The organism is Kitasatospora sp. NPDC059973 (assembly GCF_042737525.1).
Taxonomy (GTDB): domain Bacteria; phylum Actinomycetota; class Actinomycetes; order Streptomycetales; family Streptomycetaceae; genus Kitasatospora.
Map to the genome: position 1 here is coordinate 1 of NZ_JBHWUI010000096.1, position 19,554 is coordinate 19,554.

Annotated in this window: 18 protein-coding genes; 7 read left to right on the plus strand and 11 right to left on the minus strand. The window is 74.8% G+C overall.

What is annotated here, in order from left to right:
* The first annotated feature begins 106 nt into the window (after window positions 1–106).
* On the plus strand, window positions 107–1,321 hold the full coding sequence (locus ACFWA9_RS24495) for a hypothetical protein (RefSeq protein ID WP_380389766.1): 1,215 nt from the start codon (window positions 107–109) through the stop codon (window positions 1,319–1,321).
* Between the two features lie 60 nt (window positions 1,322–1,381).
* Here the strand turns inward: ACFWA9_RS24495 and ACFWA9_RS24500 are convergent, their stop codons facing one another.
* The 5 genes from ACFWA9_RS24500 to ACFWA9_RS24520 form a co-directional block, all read right to left on the minus strand.
* A complete protein-coding gene (locus ACFWA9_RS24500; protein WP_380389768.1) occupies window positions 1,382–2,671 on the minus strand; it encodes a multidrug effflux MFS transporter in 1,290 nt (429 codons plus the stop codon).
* 131 nt (window positions 2,672–2,802) lie between these two features.
* The gene (locus tag ACFWA9_RS24505; protein WP_352287296.1) at window positions 2,803–3,285 is read right to left on the minus strand and encodes a hypothetical protein; all 483 of its coding nucleotides are present in this window, start codon (window positions 3,283–3,285) and stop codon (window positions 2,803–2,805) included.
* A 418-nt stretch (window positions 3,286–3,703) separates the two neighbouring features.
* Window positions 3,704–4,510: an ATP-grasp domain-containing protein gene (locus tag ACFWA9_RS24510; protein ID WP_380389770.1), complete on the minus strand. Its 807-nt coding sequence runs from the start codon at window positions 4,508–4,510 to the stop codon at window positions 3,704–3,706.
* Window positions 4,507–4,878: an ADP-ribosylation/crystallin J1 gene (locus ACFWA9_RS24515; protein WP_352287301.1), complete on the minus strand. Its 372-nt coding sequence runs from the start codon at window positions 4,876–4,878 to the stop codon at window positions 4,507–4,509. Before ACFWA9_RS24515 ends, ACFWA9_RS24510 begins: the two co-directional genes overlap by 4 nt.
* A gap of 70 nt (window positions 4,879–4,948) precedes the next feature.
* Window positions 4,949–6,127 carry an acyl-CoA dehydrogenase family protein gene (locus ACFWA9_RS24520; RefSeq protein ID WP_380389772.1) on the minus strand — a complete coding sequence of 393 codons (1,179 nt, stop codon included), beginning with the start codon at window positions 6,125–6,127 and terminating at the stop codon, window positions 4,949–4,951.
* A gap of 120 nt (window positions 6,128–6,247) precedes the next feature.
* Between ACFWA9_RS24520 and ACFWA9_RS24525 the strand changes: the two genes are divergently transcribed.
* Complete coding sequence (locus tag ACFWA9_RS24525) at window positions 6,248–6,784, plus strand: GNAT family N-acetyltransferase (RefSeq protein ID WP_380389774.1); 537 nt, start codon at window positions 6,248–6,250, stop codon at window positions 6,782–6,784.
* 94 nt (window positions 6,785–6,878) lie between these two features.
* Window positions 6,879–7,199 carry a hypothetical protein gene (locus tag ACFWA9_RS24530; protein ID WP_352287308.1) on the plus strand — a complete coding sequence of 107 codons (321 nt, stop codon included), beginning with the start codon at window positions 6,879–6,881 and terminating at the stop codon, window positions 7,197–7,199.
* Between the two features lie 23 nt (window positions 7,200–7,222).
* On the opposite strand, the gene ACFWA9_RS24535 is transcribed toward ACFWA9_RS24530, so the two are convergent.
* On the minus strand, window positions 7,223–7,531 hold the full coding sequence (locus ACFWA9_RS24535; protein ID WP_329490460.1) for an AzlD domain-containing protein: 309 nt from the start codon (window positions 7,529–7,531) through the stop codon (window positions 7,223–7,225).
* Window positions 7,531–8,292, minus strand: a complete 762-nt coding sequence (locus tag ACFWA9_RS24540; protein WP_380389776.1) for an AzlC family ABC transporter permease — start codon at window positions 8,290–8,292, stop codon at window positions 7,531–7,533. Before ACFWA9_RS24540 ends, ACFWA9_RS24535 begins: the two co-directional genes overlap by 1 nt.
* A 69-nt stretch (window positions 8,293–8,361) precedes the next feature.
* Here ACFWA9_RS24540 and ACFWA9_RS24545 point away from each other — a divergent pair, with 69 nt between their 5' ends.
* Window positions 8,362–8,970: a helix-turn-helix domain-containing protein gene (locus ACFWA9_RS24545; protein WP_380389778.1), complete on the plus strand. Its 609-nt coding sequence runs from the start codon at window positions 8,362–8,364 to the stop codon at window positions 8,968–8,970.
* Window positions 8,971–9,002: 32 nt separating this feature from the next.
* Here the strand turns inward: ACFWA9_RS24545 and ACFWA9_RS24550 are convergent, their stop codons facing one another.
* Window positions 9,003–10,835, minus strand: coding sequence for a cholesterol oxidase substrate-binding domain-containing protein (locus tag ACFWA9_RS24550; protein ID WP_380389780.1), 1,833 nt, complete (start codon window positions 10,833–10,835; stop codon window positions 9,003–9,005).
* A gap of 254 nt (window positions 10,836–11,089) precedes the next feature.
* Here ACFWA9_RS24550 and ACFWA9_RS24555 point away from each other — a divergent pair, with 254 nt between their 5' ends.
* On the plus strand, window positions 11,090–12,484 hold the full coding sequence (locus tag ACFWA9_RS24555; RefSeq protein WP_329490456.1) for a class II fumarate hydratase: 1,395 nt from the start codon (window positions 11,090–11,092) through the stop codon (window positions 12,482–12,484).
* Window positions 12,485–12,603: 119 nt separating this feature from the next.
* On the opposite strand, the gene ACFWA9_RS24560 is transcribed toward ACFWA9_RS24555, so the two are convergent.
* Window positions 12,604–13,074, minus strand: a complete 471-nt coding sequence (locus ACFWA9_RS24560; protein WP_329490455.1) for an SPW repeat protein — start codon at window positions 13,072–13,074, stop codon at window positions 12,604–12,606.
* Between the two features lie 193 nt (window positions 13,075–13,267).
* Between ACFWA9_RS24560 and ACFWA9_RS24565 the strand changes: the two genes are divergently transcribed.
* Window positions 13,268–13,825 carry a PadR family transcriptional regulator gene (locus ACFWA9_RS24565; protein ID WP_329490454.1) on the plus strand — a complete coding sequence of 186 codons (558 nt, stop codon included), beginning with the start codon at window positions 13,268–13,270 and terminating at the stop codon, window positions 13,823–13,825.
* Between the two features lie 75 nt (window positions 13,826–13,900).
* Window positions 13,901–15,601 (plus strand): acyl-CoA dehydrogenase family protein, encoded by a 1,701-nt coding sequence (locus ACFWA9_RS24570; protein ID WP_352287320.1) that lies wholly within the window; start codon window positions 13,901–13,903, stop codon window positions 15,599–15,601.
* 71 nt (window positions 15,602–15,672) lie between these two features.
* Here the strand turns inward: ACFWA9_RS24570 and ACFWA9_RS24575 are convergent, their stop codons facing one another.
* Together ACFWA9_RS24575 and ACFWA9_RS24580 are read right to left on the minus strand one after the other, a co-directional pair.
* Complete coding sequence (locus tag ACFWA9_RS24575) at window positions 15,673–16,980, minus strand: M28 family metallopeptidase (protein ID WP_380389800.1); 1,308 nt, start codon at window positions 16,978–16,980, stop codon at window positions 15,673–15,675.
* Window positions 16,981–17,223: 243 nt separating this feature from the next.
* Window positions 17,224–19,470: a GAF domain-containing sensor histidine kinase gene (locus ACFWA9_RS24580; protein ID WP_380389783.1), complete on the minus strand. Its 2,247-nt coding sequence runs from the start codon at window positions 19,468–19,470 to the stop codon at window positions 17,224–17,226.
* Window positions 19,471–19,554: the final 84 nt, after the last annotated feature.

Consider the following 19,554-nt stretch of genomic DNA (forward strand, 5'->3'; position numbering starts at 1 on the left):
CGACCTCCCGTCGCGCCGCCCCCGGCGGGCGTCCGTTCCACGAGCGGGACACGGCCGTCCCACCGCCCGCTCCCGGCCCATCAGTCATGTCATAGGATCACCGACCATGGCGGACGGGGTGGGGACGACGGACAGCACGCGAACACCCGGCGGGGCTTCCCTCCCGCCACCGGCCGGAGCACCCGCCGGCCCACCGCAGGCCGATCCGTCGCAGCCCGGCCCGCCCCGGACCGATCCCTCGCAGGCCGATCCCTCGCAGGCCGATCCCTCGCAGGCCGCGCCGACCACCCGGGCGCCGTACGCCGGTGGCTCGCCGTACCTCGCCGGCCCCGCCGCCCCGCGGCAGCCCGACTGGGCGGCCATGGCCGAACAGCACGAGGAGGAGATCCGGCGCCGGAAGCGGCTGCGGGTGATCGGTGCCAGCGTGCTCGCGACCGCCCTGATCGGCGGGATGACGGCGACGGCGATCACGGTCTCCGGCAGCTCCCGGAACGACCACCCGACCGGCACCGCCACGCTCCGGCCCGGCCCCACCGCCGACCCGACCGGCGCGGACACGGGCCCCACCACCGGGGCGCCACCGACCGCGCCGGCCACCGCGCCGACCGGCGCGCCCGGCCCCACCGGCACCGCCTCCGGGAGCCCGACCCCCTCGCCCGGCAAGTCCGGCGGCAGGCCGAGCGGCACCGCCACCCCCGGCAAGCCCGGGGCGAGCGCCACCCAGGGCGCTCCCCCGCCCGCCGCGCCCCCGGCCGTCCCCCCCGCCGGTGCGCCCGCCCCGACGAGCGGCGCACCGCGCGACCCGCTGACGGTCATCTCCGAGGCCGCGACGGACACCGCCCCGCTCGACCCGGCGTCCCTGTTCGCCGCCCCGAGCCTCACCGTGGGCGGCCGCACCTGGACCCGGATCGCCACCAGCGGCACGGACACCTGCTGGCAGGCCACCACCGGCGGCCTCGGCGACGTGGCGAGCGGACAGTCCTGCCGCAAGCTGCTGCGCGCCACGTACACCTCCGGCGACAGCGCGGTCACCGTCGGGGTCGCCGTCTTCGACCACAAGCCGCAGGCGGACGCCGTCGGCCAGGCCCACAAGGGCCAGATCCAGGGGCTGACCACACCCGACGGCATCGCCTGGTGCGTGACCACGGGCTGCGCCAACACCCACACCACGATCGGCCGTTACGGCTACTACACCGTCTCGGGCACCTACCGCCCAGGCGGCACCACCCAGGACGCCGCCGCGACCGCGGCCGGCCCCGAGCTGGCCGCCTACGCCCGCACCCGCCTGCTCGCCCGCGGCCAGGCCGCCGTCGGCGTCTGACCCGACGGCGCGGCGGGCCGGCGGCGGCCCGGGCCGGCGCCGACGTCCGACGCGCCCCCGCTACCCGGCCACCGCCGGGCGGCGGGGGCGGCAGAGCGCGAGGTAGGCGACGGCGGAGAGGGCGGCGCAGCCGAGGACGACCGCCGCGAGGAGCACCGCCGACGGCGTACCGCCAAGGCTGCTGAGCGGCGCGACCAGCGCGCCGCAGAGGAACGTGCCGGTGCCGATGAGGGCGGAGGCCGAGCCGGCGGACTGCGGGGGGACCAGGCTGAGCGCCTGGGCGGCCGAGTTCGGGAGGATCACGCCGAGGCTGCCCATCAGGACGAAGAGCGCCGGGGAGATCCCGGCCAGGCCGAGGTCCCAGACCGCGGTGAGCAGGACGAGCGCCACCCCCGCGGCGACCGCCGTGCCGAGGCCGGCCAGCATCAGCGCGCCGGGGGTGAACCGGCGGGCGAGCACCCGCCCGTTCAGCTGGGTGACGCCCACGATGGCGAGCGAGTTAAGGCCGAACAGCAGGCTGTAGGTCTGCGGCGAGACGTGGTACACGTGCTGGAGCACCACCGAGGAGCCGCTGATGTAGCCGAACAGCGAGCCGAAGGCGAAGGTGCTGGTCAGGACGAGGCCCAGGAAGGGCAGGCTCCGCAGCAGCCCCTTCATGGTGCGCAGCGTGGCCACGAGCCCGCCGCCGTGCCGGTCGGCGGGCGGCAGGGTCTCGCGCAGGGCCGCGAAGGCGATCAGGGTGAGCAGCAGGCCGAGTGCGGTGAGGGCGCCGAAGGTGCCGCGCCAGGAGGTGACGCGGAGCAGCTGGGCGCCGACGACCGGGGCGAGGATCGGGGCGAGGCCGGATATCAGGCTGATCGAGGCGAGGAAGCGGAGCATCGCGACGCCCTCGAAGCGGTCCCGGGCGACGGCGCGGCCGATGACCAGGCCGGCCGCACCGGCCGCGCCCTGCACGAAGCGGGCCGCGATCAGCACCGGCAGGGTGGGCGCGAGCACGCACAGCACGCTGGCCAGGGTGTAGACCACCAGGCCGACGAGCAGCGGCGGGCGGCGGCCGAAGCGGTCGCTGAGCGGTCCGAAGATCAGCTGGCCGGCGGCGACCCCGAACATCGAGAAGGTCAGGGTGAGCTGGACGGCGGCCGGCTCGGCGGCGAAGTCGTCGGCGATCGCCGGCAGGCCGGGCAGGTAGAGGTCGGTGGTGAGCGGCCCGAGGGCGACCAGACCGCCGAGCACGGCGACGGTGCCGCGCCCCGGGGCGGCGGCGGTCCGGCCGGGCCCGGTGGCCCGGGCCGCGGGGGCGGTCGACGTCTCGCCGGTGGGGCCGGCGGGACCGACGGTCGGACCAGGCATGGGGCTCCTCGGGGGCGGGCGCTGGATTGTCCTCGCTCCGTCCTACCCCAGCGGCCCGGCGGGGCGACACCCGGGGTGGGCCGCGCGGCGCACTCCCGCCCCCGGTGCCCGCCCGCCTGGCGCCCGGCTCCTCAGTGCTTGGCGGCCGACTGCGCGCGCAGGGCGGCCTGCACGGCGGCCCCGTCCTGCCAGGCGTAGAGCTGGTTGCCGGTCAGGGTGACGTTGTACTGCCCGCACGAGCCGGTGATCTTCGAGGAGACGCCCTGCGGGAACCAGCCGGCCTTCAGCGCGGCCGGCACCGGGTGGACGGCCCTGCCCGGCTGGGCCGTGACGCAGCCGGCCGGCAGCCGCCCGTCGGGCAGGGTGGCGCGCAGCAGGCGGTCGTCGCCGGTGGTCGACATCAGGTACTGGACGGTGGAGGCGTTGTCGGGCAGCCAGGACGGTACCGACTGCCGGTCGGCCTTGGCCGCGCTGCCGGAGCTGTAGCTGGCCTGCTCCTGGTGGCGGCCGTCGTACCAGTCGGAGACCCGCGGGCCGACCGCCACGGTGGCGACGGCGACGGCCATGCCCGTACCTGCGACTCCGAGCGCGACCTTGCTCACGATGCCGTTCATGCCCGCCCTGCCCTCTCCCTGTTCGGTCCCGTACCCGGTGCCCGGCGCTCCGCGTCGGTGCCCGGTCCACCGGGGTGTCTCCATCCTGACCCGCCGTGGGCTGCCGTGGCGTCACCACCAGGTCGCGACCGTCCCTCCGACCTTGGGGGTACCGTCTCCATCTTCAGGGGTACACGCGGCCCCGCCGTCTCGGGGTTCACCCCCGACAGGGCGGTCCGGGCGGGCCGTTCAGGGGGCCGCCGGGGGCGGCTCCCCGCCGGCGCGGGCACGGCGACCGGGAACGGCCGGCCGTCCAGAGTCCCGTGCGGGTCGATCGGCCGGCCGAGGGAGGCGTACACCTGGGCGGGGACGTCCGGGTGCCGGATCTCCCCGGTGGGCGGGGCGGCGGGGACCGGACCGCGGGACCGGACCGCGGGCCTCAGTCCGGCCCGGCGCCAGCCCGGACGAACCGCCGGTCGGCGGGCCGCAGCGCCGCTACCGGTCCGGCCGCCCGCAGCACCACGTCCAGCATCCGGGCCGGGTCGGCCGTGTAGGAGTGCGCGAACCACGGCATGTTCGCCTCGACGACGGCCCAGCGCTCGGCCGGGTCGTACGGGTCGAGCAGCGGGCCGACGTCCAGCGCCACCGCGCTGGGCAGGCCGTCCCCGGCGGCGGCCAGCAGGCGGTGGGCGAAGCCGACGGCCTCCTCGGACACCGGCCCCGGGTCCAGCCGGCCGAAGCGGGCGTAGCGGCTGCCGGCGACCACCTCGCCGTCCAGGACGAAGAGCCGGTACTCGGACCCGAACGTCACCGGGTCGCTGACCAGGACGGGCGTGTCCGGTCCGATCCGCTCGCCGTGCCGGGGCAGCCGGGAGCCGTCGGCGTAGACGGCCGGCGGGAGGGACTTGTCGGCGGGCGGCTTCACGAAGGCCGGGCCGCGCAGCGTCCAGGCCTCGGCGAGGGTGGTCAGCTCGATCCGCCGGCCGGTGAACTCCTCGGGCAGCCGGGCCAGCCAGTCGTCCGCCGGTTCCAGCAGGGCGAGGCCGAGCCGGTCGGCGATCCGGGCGCCGGCGAGCGGGCCGCCGAACCAGTGGACCGGGCACCCGGCGAGCCGGTCGAGGACGTCGGGACCGGTGAGCCGGACGGTCGGCAGGCCGCGCGCGGCGGCGGCCTCGGCGAGCAGGACGGTCGTCCCGGTCTGCCGGGCCGGGGTGAGCAGCACGGGCGCGCCCGGTACGGCCGTCACGGCCGCGGCCGGAACTCGTGGACGACCTCGATGCGGCCGACGATGTGCCGGTTGAACTCCGCCAGCTCGTCGGCGGGCACCCAGAGTTCGAGGATGGTCCGGCCGCCGGCCTGCCGGACGGGGTAGCGGGCCAGGAAGGCGGTGTCGACCTCGAAGCGGGTGACGTAGCCGACGCCGGACGCGGGCACGTTCCAGTCCCGGGCGATCCGGATCGCGTAGTCCTCGTTCAGCACCGGGTAGAAGATCGGCTGGTCCGGCAGCCGGGGCGGCCAGGCCCGCCGGTCCGCCGCCTCGACCAGGGCCAGCTCCTCGGGCCCGGTGGGCCGCCAGAGGGTGGTGGTCGCGGGGGTGGGGGTCGGTCCGTTCATGGGAGCCGACGGTAGCCGGGCCGCCGCCGGCCCGGCCACCGGATTCCGGGCGGCGGCCCCTGGGCGGCCGTCAGCGGTAGGCCGACTCCCCGGTGATGGCCTCGCCGAGGACCAGGGTGTGGATCTCGCTCGTCCCCTCGTAGGTGAGCACCGACTCCAGGTTGTTGGCGTGCCGCAGCACCGGGTACTCGGTGGTGATGCCGTTGGCGCCGAGGACCGTCCGGGCGCTGCGGGCGATCTCCAGCGCGGCGCGCACGTTGTTGAGCTTGCCGAAGCTGATGTGCGCCGGGCGGGCGGCCCCCTCGTCCTTGAGCCGGCCGATCCGCAGGGCGACCAGGTACGCCTTCTCCACCTCCAGCATCATCTCGACCAGCTTCTGCTGGGTGAGCTGGAAGCCGGCGATCGGGCGCTCGAACTGCACCCGGCTCCCGGCGTAGTCGAGGGCGGTGGTGTAGCAGTCGCGGGCGGCGCCGACGGTGCCCCAGAGGATCCCGTAGCGGGCCTCGCCCAGCGAGGAGAGCGGCCCGCGCAGTCCGGTGACGCCGGGCAGCACGGCGTCGGCGGGCAGCACGACCTCGTCGAAGACCAGCTCGCTGGTGACCGAGGCGCGCAGCGACAGCTTGCCGTGCACGTCGGTGGCGGTGAACCCGGGGGTGCCGGGCTCGACCAGGAAGCCCCGGACGCCGTCCTCGGTCTGCGCCCAGACCACCGCGACGTCCGAGACGCTGCCGTTGGTGATCCACATCTTGGAGCCGGAGAGCACCCAGTCGCCGCCCCTGCGGCGGGCCCGGGTGCGCATGTTGGCCGGGTCGGAGCCGAAGTCCGGTTCGGTGAGGCCGAAGCAGCCGATGTGTTCGCCGGCGGCCATGCCCGGCAGCCAGCGCCGCTTCTGCTCCTCGGAGCCGTAGGCGTGGATCGAGCGCATCGCGAGCGAGCCCTGGACGGAGACGAAGCTGCGCAGGCCGGAGTCGGCGGCCTCCAGCTCCATGCAGGCGACCCCGTAGGCGACGGCCGTGGAGCCGGTGCAGCCGTAGCCGTCGAGGTGCATGCCGAGCACGCCGAGGGCGCCCAGTTCGGGGGCGAGTTCGCGGGCCGGGAAGACCCCGCGCTCGAACCAGTCGCCGATGTGCGGGCGGATCCGCTCGTCGGCGAACTTCCGCACGGTGTCGCGGATCAGCCGCTCCTCGTCGGTCAGCAGGTCACCGACGGCGAGCAGGTCGGCCGGGTCGATCCGGGTCGGCTTCGCCATGGCAGCTCCTTGTAGTCTCGGCGGGCACCGGGCCGGGCCAGAGAAGGGATGTCGGCCGCGGCGGGTACCGGCGAGTATTCCGTACGGAGCGGGCCTCCGGACGAGGGCGAGGGAGTGAGCATGTACACAATTGAACGGCTGACGGCGGACGCGCTGCTCGACTCGGCGGAGCAGCTGGCCGCGCTGCTGGCGGACACCGTCGCGGACGGCTCCTCGCTGGGCTTCCTCGCCCCGCTCGACCCCGCCGAGGCGAGCGTCTGGTGGCGGGCGCTGGCTCCCGAGGTCGAGGCCGGGCGACTGCTGCTCTGGGTGGCCCGCGCCGACGCGGACGGCCGGATCGCCGGGACGGTCCAGCTGCGGCCGGCGGTCACCGCCAACGGCCGGCACCGCGGCGAGGTCGCCAAGTTGATGGTCCGCCGGGCGGACCGCGGCCAGCGGCTGGCCGGGCGGCTGCTGGCGGCGCTGGAGGCGGCGGGCACCGGGCACGGCCTGCGGCTGCTGGTGCTGGACACCGAGACGGGCAGCCCCGCCGAGCGGATGTACGGGGCGGCGGGCTGGACCAGGGTGGGGACCATTCCCGGCTACGCGACCGACCCGGCGGGTGAACTCCACCCGACCACCGTCTTCTTCAAGGCCCTCCCGGCCGCCGCCACCTGACGGGTCCTCCTCGTCGGGCGGACTCCTCCCGACCGCCACCCCCTAGGATGATCGTTTCAGCGGGGCGGACGGGAATCCGAACGAGGGGTGGGGCATGACGCGCTGGGCACTGGTCGTCCAGGAGACCGAAGGGGTCGGCAACGACCGGATCTGGGGCACCAAGGTGCTGGCCGAGACCGAGGGCAGCCGCGAGGAGGCGCTCGCCGAACTCCGGCGGCTCGTCCCGTCGTACACCCCGCAGCACCCGTTCAACAGCCGCCGGCGCACCCTGCTCCGGGACGGTGACACCTATCTGCTGATCTCCCAGGGCAGCATGCGGGACTACCACTGCGTGTTCCGGGTGTGGGAGCTGCTCTGGGACAGCGAGCGGCCCGAGATCCAGCAGGAGCGCCTGGGCAACGCCGCGCAGGGCTGAGCCGGCCGGTCCGGACGCCCGCCTCAGGCGACTCCGCAGAGCCGCAGCAGCGCGGTGGTCGCGGCCCCCGCCACCACGACGAGCGGGAACGGCGCACGGCGCAGCGCGAGCAGCCCGGCCACCAGGACGCCGGACGGCCGGGCCCAGCCCGCGAAGCCGTGGCCCTGGGTGAGGGCGCCGGTGGCGACCAGCGCGACCAGCAGGACGGCGGCGGCCACCGCGAGCAGGTGGCGCAGCCGGTCGGAGAGGGTGAAGCGGTCGCCGAGGGCCGGGCCGGCGAGGCGGAACGCGTAGGTGCCGGCGGCGAGCAGGAGGACGGCGAGCAGTGGCATCAGTGGACTCCCTCGGCGGCGGGTGCGGGGCGCGGCGCGGCGGGGCCCCGGGCAGCCGTGCTCGGGGCGGCCGGCTCCGGAGCGTTCGGCCGGCCGGCCCCCGGCCCGGCGAACAGCAGGCCGAGCAGGGCCAGCAGCACCGGCAGGCCGGCCGGCAGGTACGGGGTGGCGGCGACCGCGACCACGGCTCCGGCCAGCGCGGCGGCCCGGGTCCGCCGGTCGGTGAGCGAGGGCAGCACCAGGGCGAGCAGGACGGCCGGGAAGGCGGCGTCGAGGCCGAGGGCGCCGGTGTCGCCGATGAGGCCGCCGGCCAGCGCGCCGACCACCACGGAGGCGTTCCAGACCACGAACAGCGCCACGCCGCAGACCCAGAACGCGGCGCGGCGCCGGCGCCGGTCGGACTGGAGCAGGGCGAAGGCCGCCGACTCGTCGGTGAGCAGTTGGGCGCCGAGCAGCCGCCGCCACCACGGGCCGTCGAGCACGTCGGAGACGGTGAAGCCGAAGGGCAGCAGTCGGGCGTTGAGCACCAGGCCGGTGGCGACGGCGGCGAGCGCGCCGCCGCCGGAGAGCACCACGCCGACGGCGGCGAACTGGGCACCGCCGGCGAAGACGAACACCGACATGGCGATCGGCAGCCAGAGCGGCAGGCCGCCGGAGACACTGATGGCACCGAAGGAGGCGCCGACCAGGGCGTCGGCGACGCAGACCAGGGCGATGTCCCGCAGCGTGGCACGGTCGAGTGTTCGGAGGAGCGAACGCATGTCCAGTAGAGTGAACCCGAAGGCTGTCGTTCGTCAAGGCGAACGCCCGGACGTGTGGAGCGAACGCGGATGAGTGCGAACACCGGGTCCCGCGGCGCGGGCGAGGGAGCCGGGGGGCCGGGCGCGGCCGGCTCGGAGCTGATCGGACTGATCGCCGCGTCCATCCGGCGCGAACGCGAGCGGGCCGGCCTCTCCATGGCCGAGCTGGCCCGCCGGGCCGGGATCGCCAAGTCGACGCTCTCCCAGCTGGAGTCGGCCGCGGGCAACCCGAGCGTGGAGACGCTCTGGGCGCTCGGCGTCGCGCTGGACGTGCCGTTCAGCCGGCTGGTCGACCCGCCGCGACCGGTGGTGCGGGTGATCCGGGCCGGCGAGGGGCCGGTCACCCACTCCGAGCGGGCCGACTACGCCGCCACCCTGCTGGCCTCCTGCCCGCCCAACGCCCGCCGGGACGTCTACCGGATCGAGGCGCAGCCGGGCGAGGCCCGGGCCTCCGACCCGCACATGCCCGGCACGGTGGAGCACGTGGTGCTCAGCGCCGGGCGGGCCCTGGTCGGCCCGCCGGCGGAGCCGGTCGAACTCCACCCCGGCGACTACGTCAGCTACCCCGGGGACGCCCCGCACATCTTCCGCGCCCTCGCGCCGGACACCGTCGCGGTCATGGTCATGGAGCACGTGTAGGACCCGGTCGGCGGAGGACCGGGGCCCGGGCGTCAGACCGTCAGCAGGGTGTCCAGGAAGGCGTTCCCGAAGACCCGGTGCGGGTCGTGGCGGTCCAGAACGGCGACCGCCTCGTCCCAGCCGGGGCCCCCGCCGTCGCGCAGGCTGGCCGGGACCACCCGGCCGAGCACGTCCGGGTCGGCCCAGGCGGCGTCCTCGGTGTACGCCCAGCCCTTGGACCACTCGACCCGCAGACCGGCCCGGGTGCCGTCGAAGGTCCGGAGCAGGAACCGTTCGAGGTCGCGGGCGAAGCGGTGCAGGCCCGGGGTGCCGGGGAGGCTGAGGACGTCCAGCCAGACGGCGGTGTCCCAGTCGGGGCGGTCGGGGCGCGGGCGCAGGGCGGAGAGCAGCGGCGGCCGGGCGCCGGGGACGCCGCTGGCGGCCGGGTCGTCCAGGCCGGTGACCCGGATCTCCACCGCGCCGTTGACCGGGAACTCCCCGCGCGCCTGGTACTCGGCGAGCAACTGCCGGTAGTAGGCGGCGAACTCGGACACCACCCACTGGAGGTCGGCCCGCCGGGCGAGCACGGCGTAGCCGTTGGCGGTGACCCGCAGGGTGGTCGGGCGGACGTACTGCAGCAGGGTGCGGGAGGGGCCCCAGAGGTCGGAGCGCAGGCCGCCGGCGAGCAGGTGGGTGAGGAGTTCGCCGGAGAGCAGCTCGCGGAGCACCCCGCCGGAGAGCAGCACGTCGGTGAGGTCCCCGGTGAGGGCGACCTTGGCGACCAGGTACTGGAGCTGGCCGAAGAGCGGGGCCGACCCCCAGGCGCCGGCGACGAGTTGGCCGGCGAGGCGGGCGACCGGCTCCGGGATGCTGTCGGAGAACGGGTAGTTGTAGGGCTCGTCGACGGTGCGGGAGCCGAGCGGGCGCTGCGGCGCGACGCTCCAGGTCTTCAGCCAGGGGAACTCGGTGCAGGCGAACCAGATCACCTCGGCGCGCCCCTCGCGGTCGACGAAGTCGGCGAGGGTGCGCGGGCGGCCGAAGATACCGCCCGGGGTGCCCGGGCGGGCGAACAGCTCGGTCGCCGGGATGTCCAGCCGGCTGACGCAGCGCAGCGGCACGTCCGGGCCGGCCCGGAGCACCACCTCGGTGACGAAGGCCCGACCCAGGTGGACCAGGAACGCGGCGCTGTCGGCCTCGGAGCGCTCGAAGGTGCGCAGCGCGTAGCGGTCGGTGGCCGGGTCGTGGACGACGGCGGTGAGCCGGACGACCTGGTTGCTGACCGAGCCGTAGCCGTGGCCGTCCGGGCGGAGCTCGCCGGCGGCCGGGACGGCGGTGCCGTGACCGCCGATGGCGAGCACGCCGCCGACGGTGAGCTCGCCGGGCGCGGGGCAGTTGGCGACGCCGAGGCCGCGGCCGGCCAGGTGGGCGAGCAGGCTCTCCATGGTGGCGCCGGTCTGCGCCCGGACGGTGGTCGGCGAGTCGGCGGTGAGCGCGGTGAGGTGGCGGGTGGTGTCCAGCAGCAGGACGCGGGCGGAGCCGGGGGTGTCGTCGGCGACGGTGAGCGGCGCCCAGGTGTGCCGGTAGCCCTGGGCGCGCAGCCGCCAGCCGTGGGCGCGTGCCCAGTCGGCGAGCGGCGGGACCTCCTCGGGGGTCCGCGGGGCACAGGTCCAGAGCTGGTCGGTGCGGACCTCGCCGGACCAGTTCTGGTAGACCCGCTGGTACAGCTCGGTGCCGGCGGGCAGTTCGGGCGGCACCGGGACGGCGGCCCGCGCGCTGTCCGGCCCGATCGTGCCGCGCAGCAGCCAGCCGGCCGTGCCGAGGGCCGCCGAGGCGCCGAGCAGCTCCCGCCTGCTCAGCCCGTCCCGGTCGCGCCGTGTTGCCGCCATGTCCGCCCCCTGCTCGGTGATCGTCTCCCCCGGTGCCTGCACGGGTGTGTGAAGCCGGTGCGTGCACGAGCGTACGAAGCGGACCGGTGCGCTCGGGCCGGCCGGTCGCGATCTTCACTCCTTCGAGTGAAGGCCGGCCGGTTCCCCCACCTGGCGCGGAAATACCGGGGGCCCCTGCGCGGCTGTCGTCTGCGCAGACCGCAGCCGGTCGGGGAGCAGACCCGGCCGGGGCCGACCAGGAGGTGCAGCGCGTCATGGGTGAGCAGCAGGAGTTCCGGACCGAGCACGACTCGATGGGCGAGGTCCGGGTGCCGGCCGCCGCCAAGTGGCAGGCGCAGACCCAGCGGGCGGTGGAGAACTTCCCGGTGTCGGGCCAGCGGCTGGAGCGGGCCCACATCGCCGCGCTGGCCCGGATCAAGGCCGCCGCGGCCCGGGTGAACGCCCGGCTCGGGGTGCTGGACGAGGAGACGGCGCAGGCCGTGGCGGCCGCCGCCGAGGAGGTCGCCCAGGGGCGCTGGGACGACGAGTTCCCGGTGGACGTCTTCCAGACCGGCTCGGGCACCTCCTCCAACATGAACGCCAACGAGGTGATCGCCACCCTGGCCGGCGAGCGGCTCGGCCGCCCCGTCCACCCGAACGACCACGTCAACGCCAGCCAGTCCTCCAACGACGTGTTCCCGTCCTCGATCCACATCGCGGCCACCGCGGCCGTCACCCACGACCTGATCCCGGCCCTGGAGCACCTGGCGGAGGCCCTGGAGCGGCGGGCCGCGGCGTTCTCCGAGGTGGTGAAGTCCGGCCGGACGCACCTGATGGACGCCACCCCGGTGACCCTCGGCCAGGAGTTCGCCGGGTACGCGGCGCAGGTCCGGCACGGGCGGGAGCGGCTGCTGGCGACGCTCCCCCGGGTCGCCGAACTGCCCCTCGGCGGGACGGCGGTAGGCACCGGCATCAACACCCCGCCCGGTTTCGCCGCCGCCGTGATCGAGGAGGTCGCCCGGGCCACCGACCTGCCGCTGACCGAGGCGCGGGACCACTTCGAGGCGCAGGGCGCGCGGGACGGCCTGGTCGAGCTGAGCGGTCAGCTCCGCACCGTCGCGGTCGGCTTCACCAAGATCGCCAATGATCTGCGGTGGATGGGCTCGGGCCCGCGCACCGGCCTCGGGGAGATCAACCTGCCGGACCTCCAGCCCGGTTCGTCGATCATGCCCGGCAAGGTGAACCCGGTGCTGCCGGAGGTGGTGCTGATGGTCTCGGCCCAGGTGATCGGCAACGACACCACCGTCACGGTGGCCGGCGCGAGCGGCAACTTCGAGCTCAACGTGATGCTCCCGGTGATCGCCCGCAACGTGCTGGAGTCGGTCCGGCTGCTCGCCAACAGCGCCCGGCTGCTCGCCGACCGCACGGTGGACGGCATCACCGCCAACGTCGAACGGGCCCGCGAGTACGCCGAGTCCTCGCCCTCGGTGGTCACCCCGCTGAACCGCTACCTCGGCTACGAGGAGGCCGCCAAGGTCGCCAAGCAGGCGCTGGCCGAGCGCAAGACGATCCGACAGGTGGTGCTGGAGCGCGGCTACCTGGAGCAGGGCAAGCTCACCCGCGAGCAGCTGGACGAGGCCCTCGACGTGCTGCGGATGACCCGCCCGTGACCACGCGGCGGGGGCGCCCGTCCCTGACCGGCCCCCGGCCGTAGCGGCCCGACGGCGTGCGCCGGGGTGCGGGCGGCGGCCTCACCGCCCGCACCCCGGCTCCGGACTACCGGGTGGCGTCAGCCCCCGGCCCGGCCGGCCCGGCCACGTCGCATCGACGCGCCGTTCGACGTGATGGTGGCCATCGAGATCGCCGCGAGACCCAGCAGGAACATCACGGCACCCGCGATCATGCAGGTCACGATGTTCTTCCCGCGGTCGACCGCTCCGGACACCACCCAGGGCGAGATGATCGTCCAGGCACCGAGCAGGGTCGCCGCCCAGGCCCGTGCGTGGGTGCGCTCGTACGCTGAGCCGTACCCGGCCATCAGCACGCAGTAGGCGAGACCCACGATCAGGCAGGTGACGGTCAGCGTGCTGAAGGCGGTGAAGCCGACGATCCATGGCGAGGCCGCCAGGAACAGACCTGCGAGGACAGCCAGGGCCTCGACGGCCTGGGCGCGCGGAGTCAGGGTGACCCGCTCGTAGTGTTCACGCAGTTCGACGATGTCCGGATGGTGCTCCATGCCCATCGGAATCTGGGTAGACACCGATACCACCTCCTAGGTCCGGTACACGGAGGGCGCAAGCCCAGTACCATTCTGGCGCCGATCTGCTGTTTTGCACCATTTCGCCCGAGAAGCTAATCTCCCCGCCCACACCCGGCGCGCACCGCGGTGAGCTGCGTCTCACCCGGCCGGAGCGCCCTTGCCTATGCAACTCGTTGCATAGCAGGATGCCGCCATGGCACTGGAGCACGCGATCCTCGTCTCGCTGCTGGAGCAGCCCGGCTCCGGCTACGAGCTGGCCCGGCGGTTCGACCGCTCCATCGGACGCTTCTGGACCGCCACCCACCAGCAGATCTACCGGGTGCTGCGGCGGATGGAGGCGGACGGCTGGATCTCCGCCGAGGAGGTCGCCCAGGACGGCCGGCCGGACAAGAAGGTCTACTCCGCGGCCGGTCCCGGCCGGGCGGCGCTGGCCGGCTGGCTGCGCGAACCGGTCGAGCCGGAGACCGTCCGGCACGAGCTGGCGGTCAAGATCCGCGCGGCCGCCTTCGACGACCCGGCCGCCCTGCTCTCCGAGGTCGAGCGGCACCGCGAGAGCCATGCCGCCCTGCTCGCCCGCTACCTGCACGGCGAGCAGCGGGACTTCCCCGACCCGGCCGCCCTCGACGCCCGGCAGCAGCTGCAGCACGTGGTGCTGCGCGGCGGGATCGAGTACGAGCGGATGACCCTCGCCTGGCTGGACGACGTGCTCGCCACCCTGCACCGCCTCGCCGCCGACCGGACCGGGGCCTGAACCCCCCCGGCTCCGCCGACGGACGAGAACTCCACGCCCCATCCGATCACCACCCTCGACCCCCGGGAGCCCGTGATGCTCTTCAACCCGCGTACGTACGACCCCGCGCAGTTCGACGAGCCGACCCGCCGACTGCTGCGCGCGACCGTGGACTGGTTCGAGTCCCGCGGCAAGAAGGCGCTGATCGACACCTACATCGACCGCAGCTGGTACGCCGACTTCCTCGAATTCGCGGCGAAGGAGGGCCTGTTCGCCGAGTTCCTGACGCCCTCCTCGGCCGACCCGGAGAAGCGCTGGGACACCGCCCGGATCGCCGAGCTGAACGAGATCCTCGGCTTCTACGGGCTGGGCTACTGGTACACCTGGCAGGTCACCGTGCTCGGCCTGGGGCCGGTCTGGCAGAGCGGGAACGAGGCCGTCCGGGCCCGCGCCGCCCAGCTCCTGGCAGAGGGTCACGTGATGGCGTTCGGGCTCTCCGAGCGCAGCCACGGCGCCGACATCTACTCCACCGACATGATCCTCACCCCGGACGGCGAGGGCGGCTTCACCGCCACCGGGTCCAAGTACTACATCGGCAACGGCAACGTCGCCGGCCTGGTCTCGGTCTTCGGCCGCCGCTCGGACGTCGACGGCCCGGAGGGCTACGTCTTCTTCGCCGCCGACAGCCGCCACGAGGCGTACCACCTGGTCAAGAACGTCGTGAACGCGCAGATGTACGTCAGCGAGTTCCGGCTGGAGGACTACCCGGTGCGCGCCGAGGACGTGCTGCACACCGGCAAGGCCGCCTTCGACGCCGCGCTGAACACCGTCAACGTCGGCAAGTTCAACCTCTGCACGGCCTCGGTCGGCATCTGCGAGCACGCGATGTACGAGGCCGTCACGCACGCCCAGAACCGGGTGCTGTACGGGAAGAAGGTCACCGACTTCCCGCACGTGCGGCGCGAGCTGACCGACGCGTACGCCCGCCTGGTGGCGATGAAGCTGTTCTCCGACCGTGCGGTGGACTACTTCCGCACCGCCTCGCCCGAGGACCGCCGCTACCTGCTCTTCAACCCGATGACCAAGATGAAGGTCACCACCGAGGGCGAGAAGGTCATCGACCTGATGTGGGACGTCATCGCGGCCAAGGGCTTCGAGGCGGACACCTACTTCGACAAGGCCGCGAAGGACATCCGCGGCCTGCCGAAGCTGGAGGGCACCGTCCACGTCAACCTGGCGCTGATCCTCAAGTTCATGGGCAACTACCTCTTCAACCCGGCCGACTACGCGCCGGTGCCCACCCGGCTGGACGCGGCCGACGACGAGTTCCTGTTCCGCCAGGGCCCGGCCCGCGGCCTCGGCGCGATCCGCTTCCACGACTGGCGCAAGGCCTACGACGCCTTCGCGCACCTGCCGAACGTGGCCCGCTTCCGCGAGCAGGCCGACGGGTTCTGCGACCTGCTGCTGACCGACGCGCCGAGCGAGGCCCAGCAGGCCGACCTGGACTTCCTGCTGGAGATCGGCCAGCTCTTCGCACTGATCGTCTACGGCCAGCTGGTGCTGGAGCAGGCCGAGCTGACCGGGCTGGACGCCGGGCTGCTGGACCAGGTCTTCGACGCGCTGGTGCGGGACTTCTCGAAGCACGCCACCGAGCTGCACGGGAAGGCCTCGACCACCGAGGCGCAGGCGGCGTGGGCGCTGGCCAACGTCCGCCGCCCGGTCGCGGACGGCGAGCGGGCCGCCAAGGTGTGGTCCATGGTCGAGGCGCTGTCCGGCGCGTACGAGATGCAGCCGTAACCTGCGCCGGACGGGGGTGCCGGCGGCGGCCGGCACCCCCTTTCGCGCGCCTACGTCCTCGCGCGCCTTCGTCAGAAGGTGAGCTTCCAGCTGTCGACGTAGCCGGTGTCCTGGCGCGCGATGTCCTGCACCTTGAGCTTCCAGGTGCCGTTGGCCGGCACCGCGGAGGCGTCGACGGTGTAGGTGGCCTGGACGTTGGCCGCGGAGTCGTTGCCGCTGGAGTTCTTCAGCCGGAACGTCGTGCCGTTCGGCGCGACCAGGTCGACCACCAGGTCACCGCGGTAGGTGTGCTTGATGTCCACCGCGACCTGGAGCGCGGCGGGCGCGTTGCCGGTCCGGCCGGTGACGGCGAGGTCGGAGGTCACCGCGGCGCCGTAGTCCGGGATCTGGACGTCGGTGGTGGTCTCGAAGACGGTGCCGGTGGGCGGCGTGGTGGTGCCGGCCGAGAGCGTCCAGACGGCGTACGCGATGGCGTCGGTCATCCGGTCCAGCGCGGTGTCGTTGATGTTGGCGCTGGTGTCGCAGGAGGAGTGGTAGCAGCGGTCGAAGGCCTGGCCGGCCGTCCCGCCCCACTTGGCCGCCTGGGCGGCGGTCTTGGTGTAGTCGGCGCCGCTGAACAGGCCGCCGACCCGGATGCCCGCGTCCTGGAACGGGGCGTGGTCGGAGCGGCCGTCGCCCTCGAAGTCCTGCTCGGTGCTGATCCCGATGCCCGCGAAGTAGTCGCGGAACAGCGCGTCCAGCGCGGAGTCGTAGCGGTAGGTGAAGTAGCCCGGGTTCGGCGAGCCGATCATGTCGAAGTTCAGATACGTGTCGATCTTCGAACGCTCGGTGGCGGGAAGGCTGTTGACGTAGTTCTTGGAGCCGACCATGCCGTACTCCTCGGCGCCCCACCAGCCGAACCGCAGGTGCTTGGTGGGCTGGAGGCCGGCCCGGGAGACGGCCAGCGCGGTCTCCAGGATGCCGGCCGAGCCGGAGCCGTTGTCGTTGATGCCCGGACCGCCGGTGACGGAGTCCAGGTGGGCGCCGGCCATCACGACGTGCGAGGTGTCGCCGCCCGGCCAGTCGGCGATGAGGTTGTAGCCGGTCGAGCCGTTGTAGGTGAAGGTCTTCAGCGCGGTGGTGAAGCCCGCCGCGTCCAACTTGCCCTTCACGTAGTCGATCGACGCCTTGTAGCCGGTACGGCCGTGGGCACGGTTGCCGCCGTTGGCGGTGGCTATCGACTGCAGCTGGGCCAGGTGCGCCTTGACGTTGGCGACCGGGATGTCGGGGGCGGCGGCGACGGCCCGGGGGGCCTCGGGTGCCACCGGGGTGGCGGGGGCCGCGACGGCGGCGGGGGCGAACAGGGCGGCGGCGAGTGTGACGACCGCCCCGGTCGACAGGGCGGATCGGCGCAGGCGGGATCGCCGCGAGGCGCGCTCGGTCAATGGAGGCTCCAGATTCTGATGGGGCAGAACGGAAGCGCACAGCCTCGCGGAGGGCCATCGGGTCGTAGGGGCGGCCGGGTTGGGGTCCGGCCGGGAACAGGGCTACCGGCCGGGACAGCCCGGTCGGGGAGCGGTGACAGCGGGGGCACAGCCGCGAAGTTGACGCGACCATGATGATTGGGCCAACCCCGGCTTCCGTCAAGGGGCCCGCCGCGGGCGGTCGGCTCCGTCCGTGGTCGGGGCCGTCGTTTCGGACACGACCGGCATCCGGGGCAGCACCGCCCGGACGAGGGCGCCGCCGGGGTGGTTCACGGCCGTGAAGGCGCCGCCCAACTCCTCGGCGCGCTCGGCCATCGAGCGCAGCCCGAGCCCGGATCCGGCCCGGTGGACACCGGGGCGGCCGGCGCCGTCCTGCTCGGCGGCGCCGGGTTCGCCGCCGTCCGCGGGGGCCGCCGGGAAGCCCCGGCCGTCGTCCCGGGCCTCGACCACCACCTCGTGCGGGCGGACCCGCAGCGTCAACCGGGCCTCGGTGGCGCCCGCGTGGCGCAGCACGTTGTTCAGCGCCTCGCCGCCGATCCGCAGCACCGCCACCTCGACGGCGGCCGGCAGCACCGGCGGCGGGTCCGGGTCGAGCTCCAGGCTGAGCCGGACCCGCTCCCCGTCCAGTCCGGCGACCAGCCGCCGCAGCGCCTCCGCCAGGCCCTGGCCGGCCAGCGCGGCGGGCGCCAACCCCTCGGTGATCCGGCGCAGTTCGACGATCGCCTGGCCGATCCCGGCCGACACCGCGCGCAGCGAGCGGGCGGCCGGGGAGTCCTCGGGGACGGCGGCCCGCGCGGTGTCGATGCCGAGCCGCAGTCCGGACAGGGTCGGCCCGAGCCCGTCGTGCAGGTCGTGCCGCAGCCGGCGCCGCTCCTCCTCCCGGGCCAGCACGATCTGCCGCCGGCCGGACTGGACCTCCTCGTACATCCGCAGCGAGGCGATGGCGGGCGCGGCCTGGTCGGCGAGGGACCGCAGCACCTCGTGGTCCTGGGCGTCCAGCACTGGCTGCCCGGCGCGCGGCGGCGCGCAGAGGTCGCCGATCACCATGCCCTCGTAACTGAGCGGGAACACCTGGCTGTCGGGACCGACGGTGCCCACCGAGGCGAGTTCGAGCGGACCGCTGCTGGTGTGCAGGACCACCCGGGCCCCGGGCAGGCCGAGGGCGCCGACCACGGTCTCGCAGAGCAGCGGCGGCGCGTCGGCGGGGCTGACGGCCCGGCTGAGCCGCTCGGCGAGCGCGCGCACCACCTGGTACGGGCGGGCCCGCTCGCCGTAGTAGAACCGGTCGACGGCGCGGACCACCCAGCGGGTGGTCGGGCCGATCAACCCCCCGATGGCGAGCGCCCCGGCCGCGAGGAGCTGGGCGCCGGCGGTACTGGCCTGCGGCAGCGCGCGGCGCAGCAGCAGCGCGATGCCGAGGTAGCCGGAGATCAGCACGGCGGTCAGGGCGAGGACGCTGAGCATCCGCCGGGTCGCCCGGTCCAGGTAGCGCGAGCGGTCCCGGGTGAAGCCGTACCCGACCGCGCCGAGCATCCACAGCGCCGAGCCGGTGAAGTAGGCGACCGCCGCGATGCTCTCGGAGTCCCCCAGCCTGAGCGCGATGTTGGTGGTGACCAGCCAGATCAGGTAGGGGACGAGCACCGCCGCGACCGCCCGGTGCGGCCGGTCCGAGCGGCGCCAGCGCACCGCGGCCACCGTCAGGCTGACCGCGACGAGCGCCCAGGAGACCGGCGTGACCCGCCATTCGTCCAGCGGCAGCCCCTCGCCCTGCGGCACCAGGACGTCGCCGAAGTAGGGCAGCGGCGCCCCGAGCCGGACCACGCAGGCGTGGCAGGCGCTCCAGAGCGCCACCACGACCACGAAGGCCCGGCCCGCGGGGCCGCCGGGCAGCCGCCCCTCCGGGAGCCAGAGCGGCAGCGCGATGGCCAGGAAGACGAACAGGGTGACGGAGGCGAGCAGCAGGGCCGCCCCGACGGCCTCCGCCACCGGGCCGGCCCCGGCCGCCCTGGCCGCGAACAGCACGAAGCGGGAGAGGCAGCCGCCGAAACCGGCGGCCAGCAGGACCACTCCGAGGCCGAGTCCGGGGGCAGCGGCGGCGGCCGGGGCGGTCCGGCCGGGGTCGGTGCGGCCGGGGTCGGTGGGGCCGGGACCGCCGACGGCGCCCGGCGCGGAGGCGTCCGGTCCGGCCCGGTGGGCCAGGACGAGCACCCCGGAGAGCGCGAAGCCGAAGCCGAGCAGCACCGTCTGGCCGTCGTGGAGCAGGAACGCGTCGGTCCACGGGGCGTCCTGGTGGACGAGGGCCAGCAGCACCCAGCCGAGGCCGGAGAGCAGCGTCGCGGCGCAGACCCAGTACGCCCGGGTCGGACCGGCCTGCCGGGCGCCGGTGGCCGGAACCGGTTCGCTCATGTGGGCCTCCTCCCCCGCATCCTCGGCTTCCTGGCGTCCCGGGCGCGCGGGGCGGCGGTCCGCTCGGTGCCCCGCCCCCGCGCC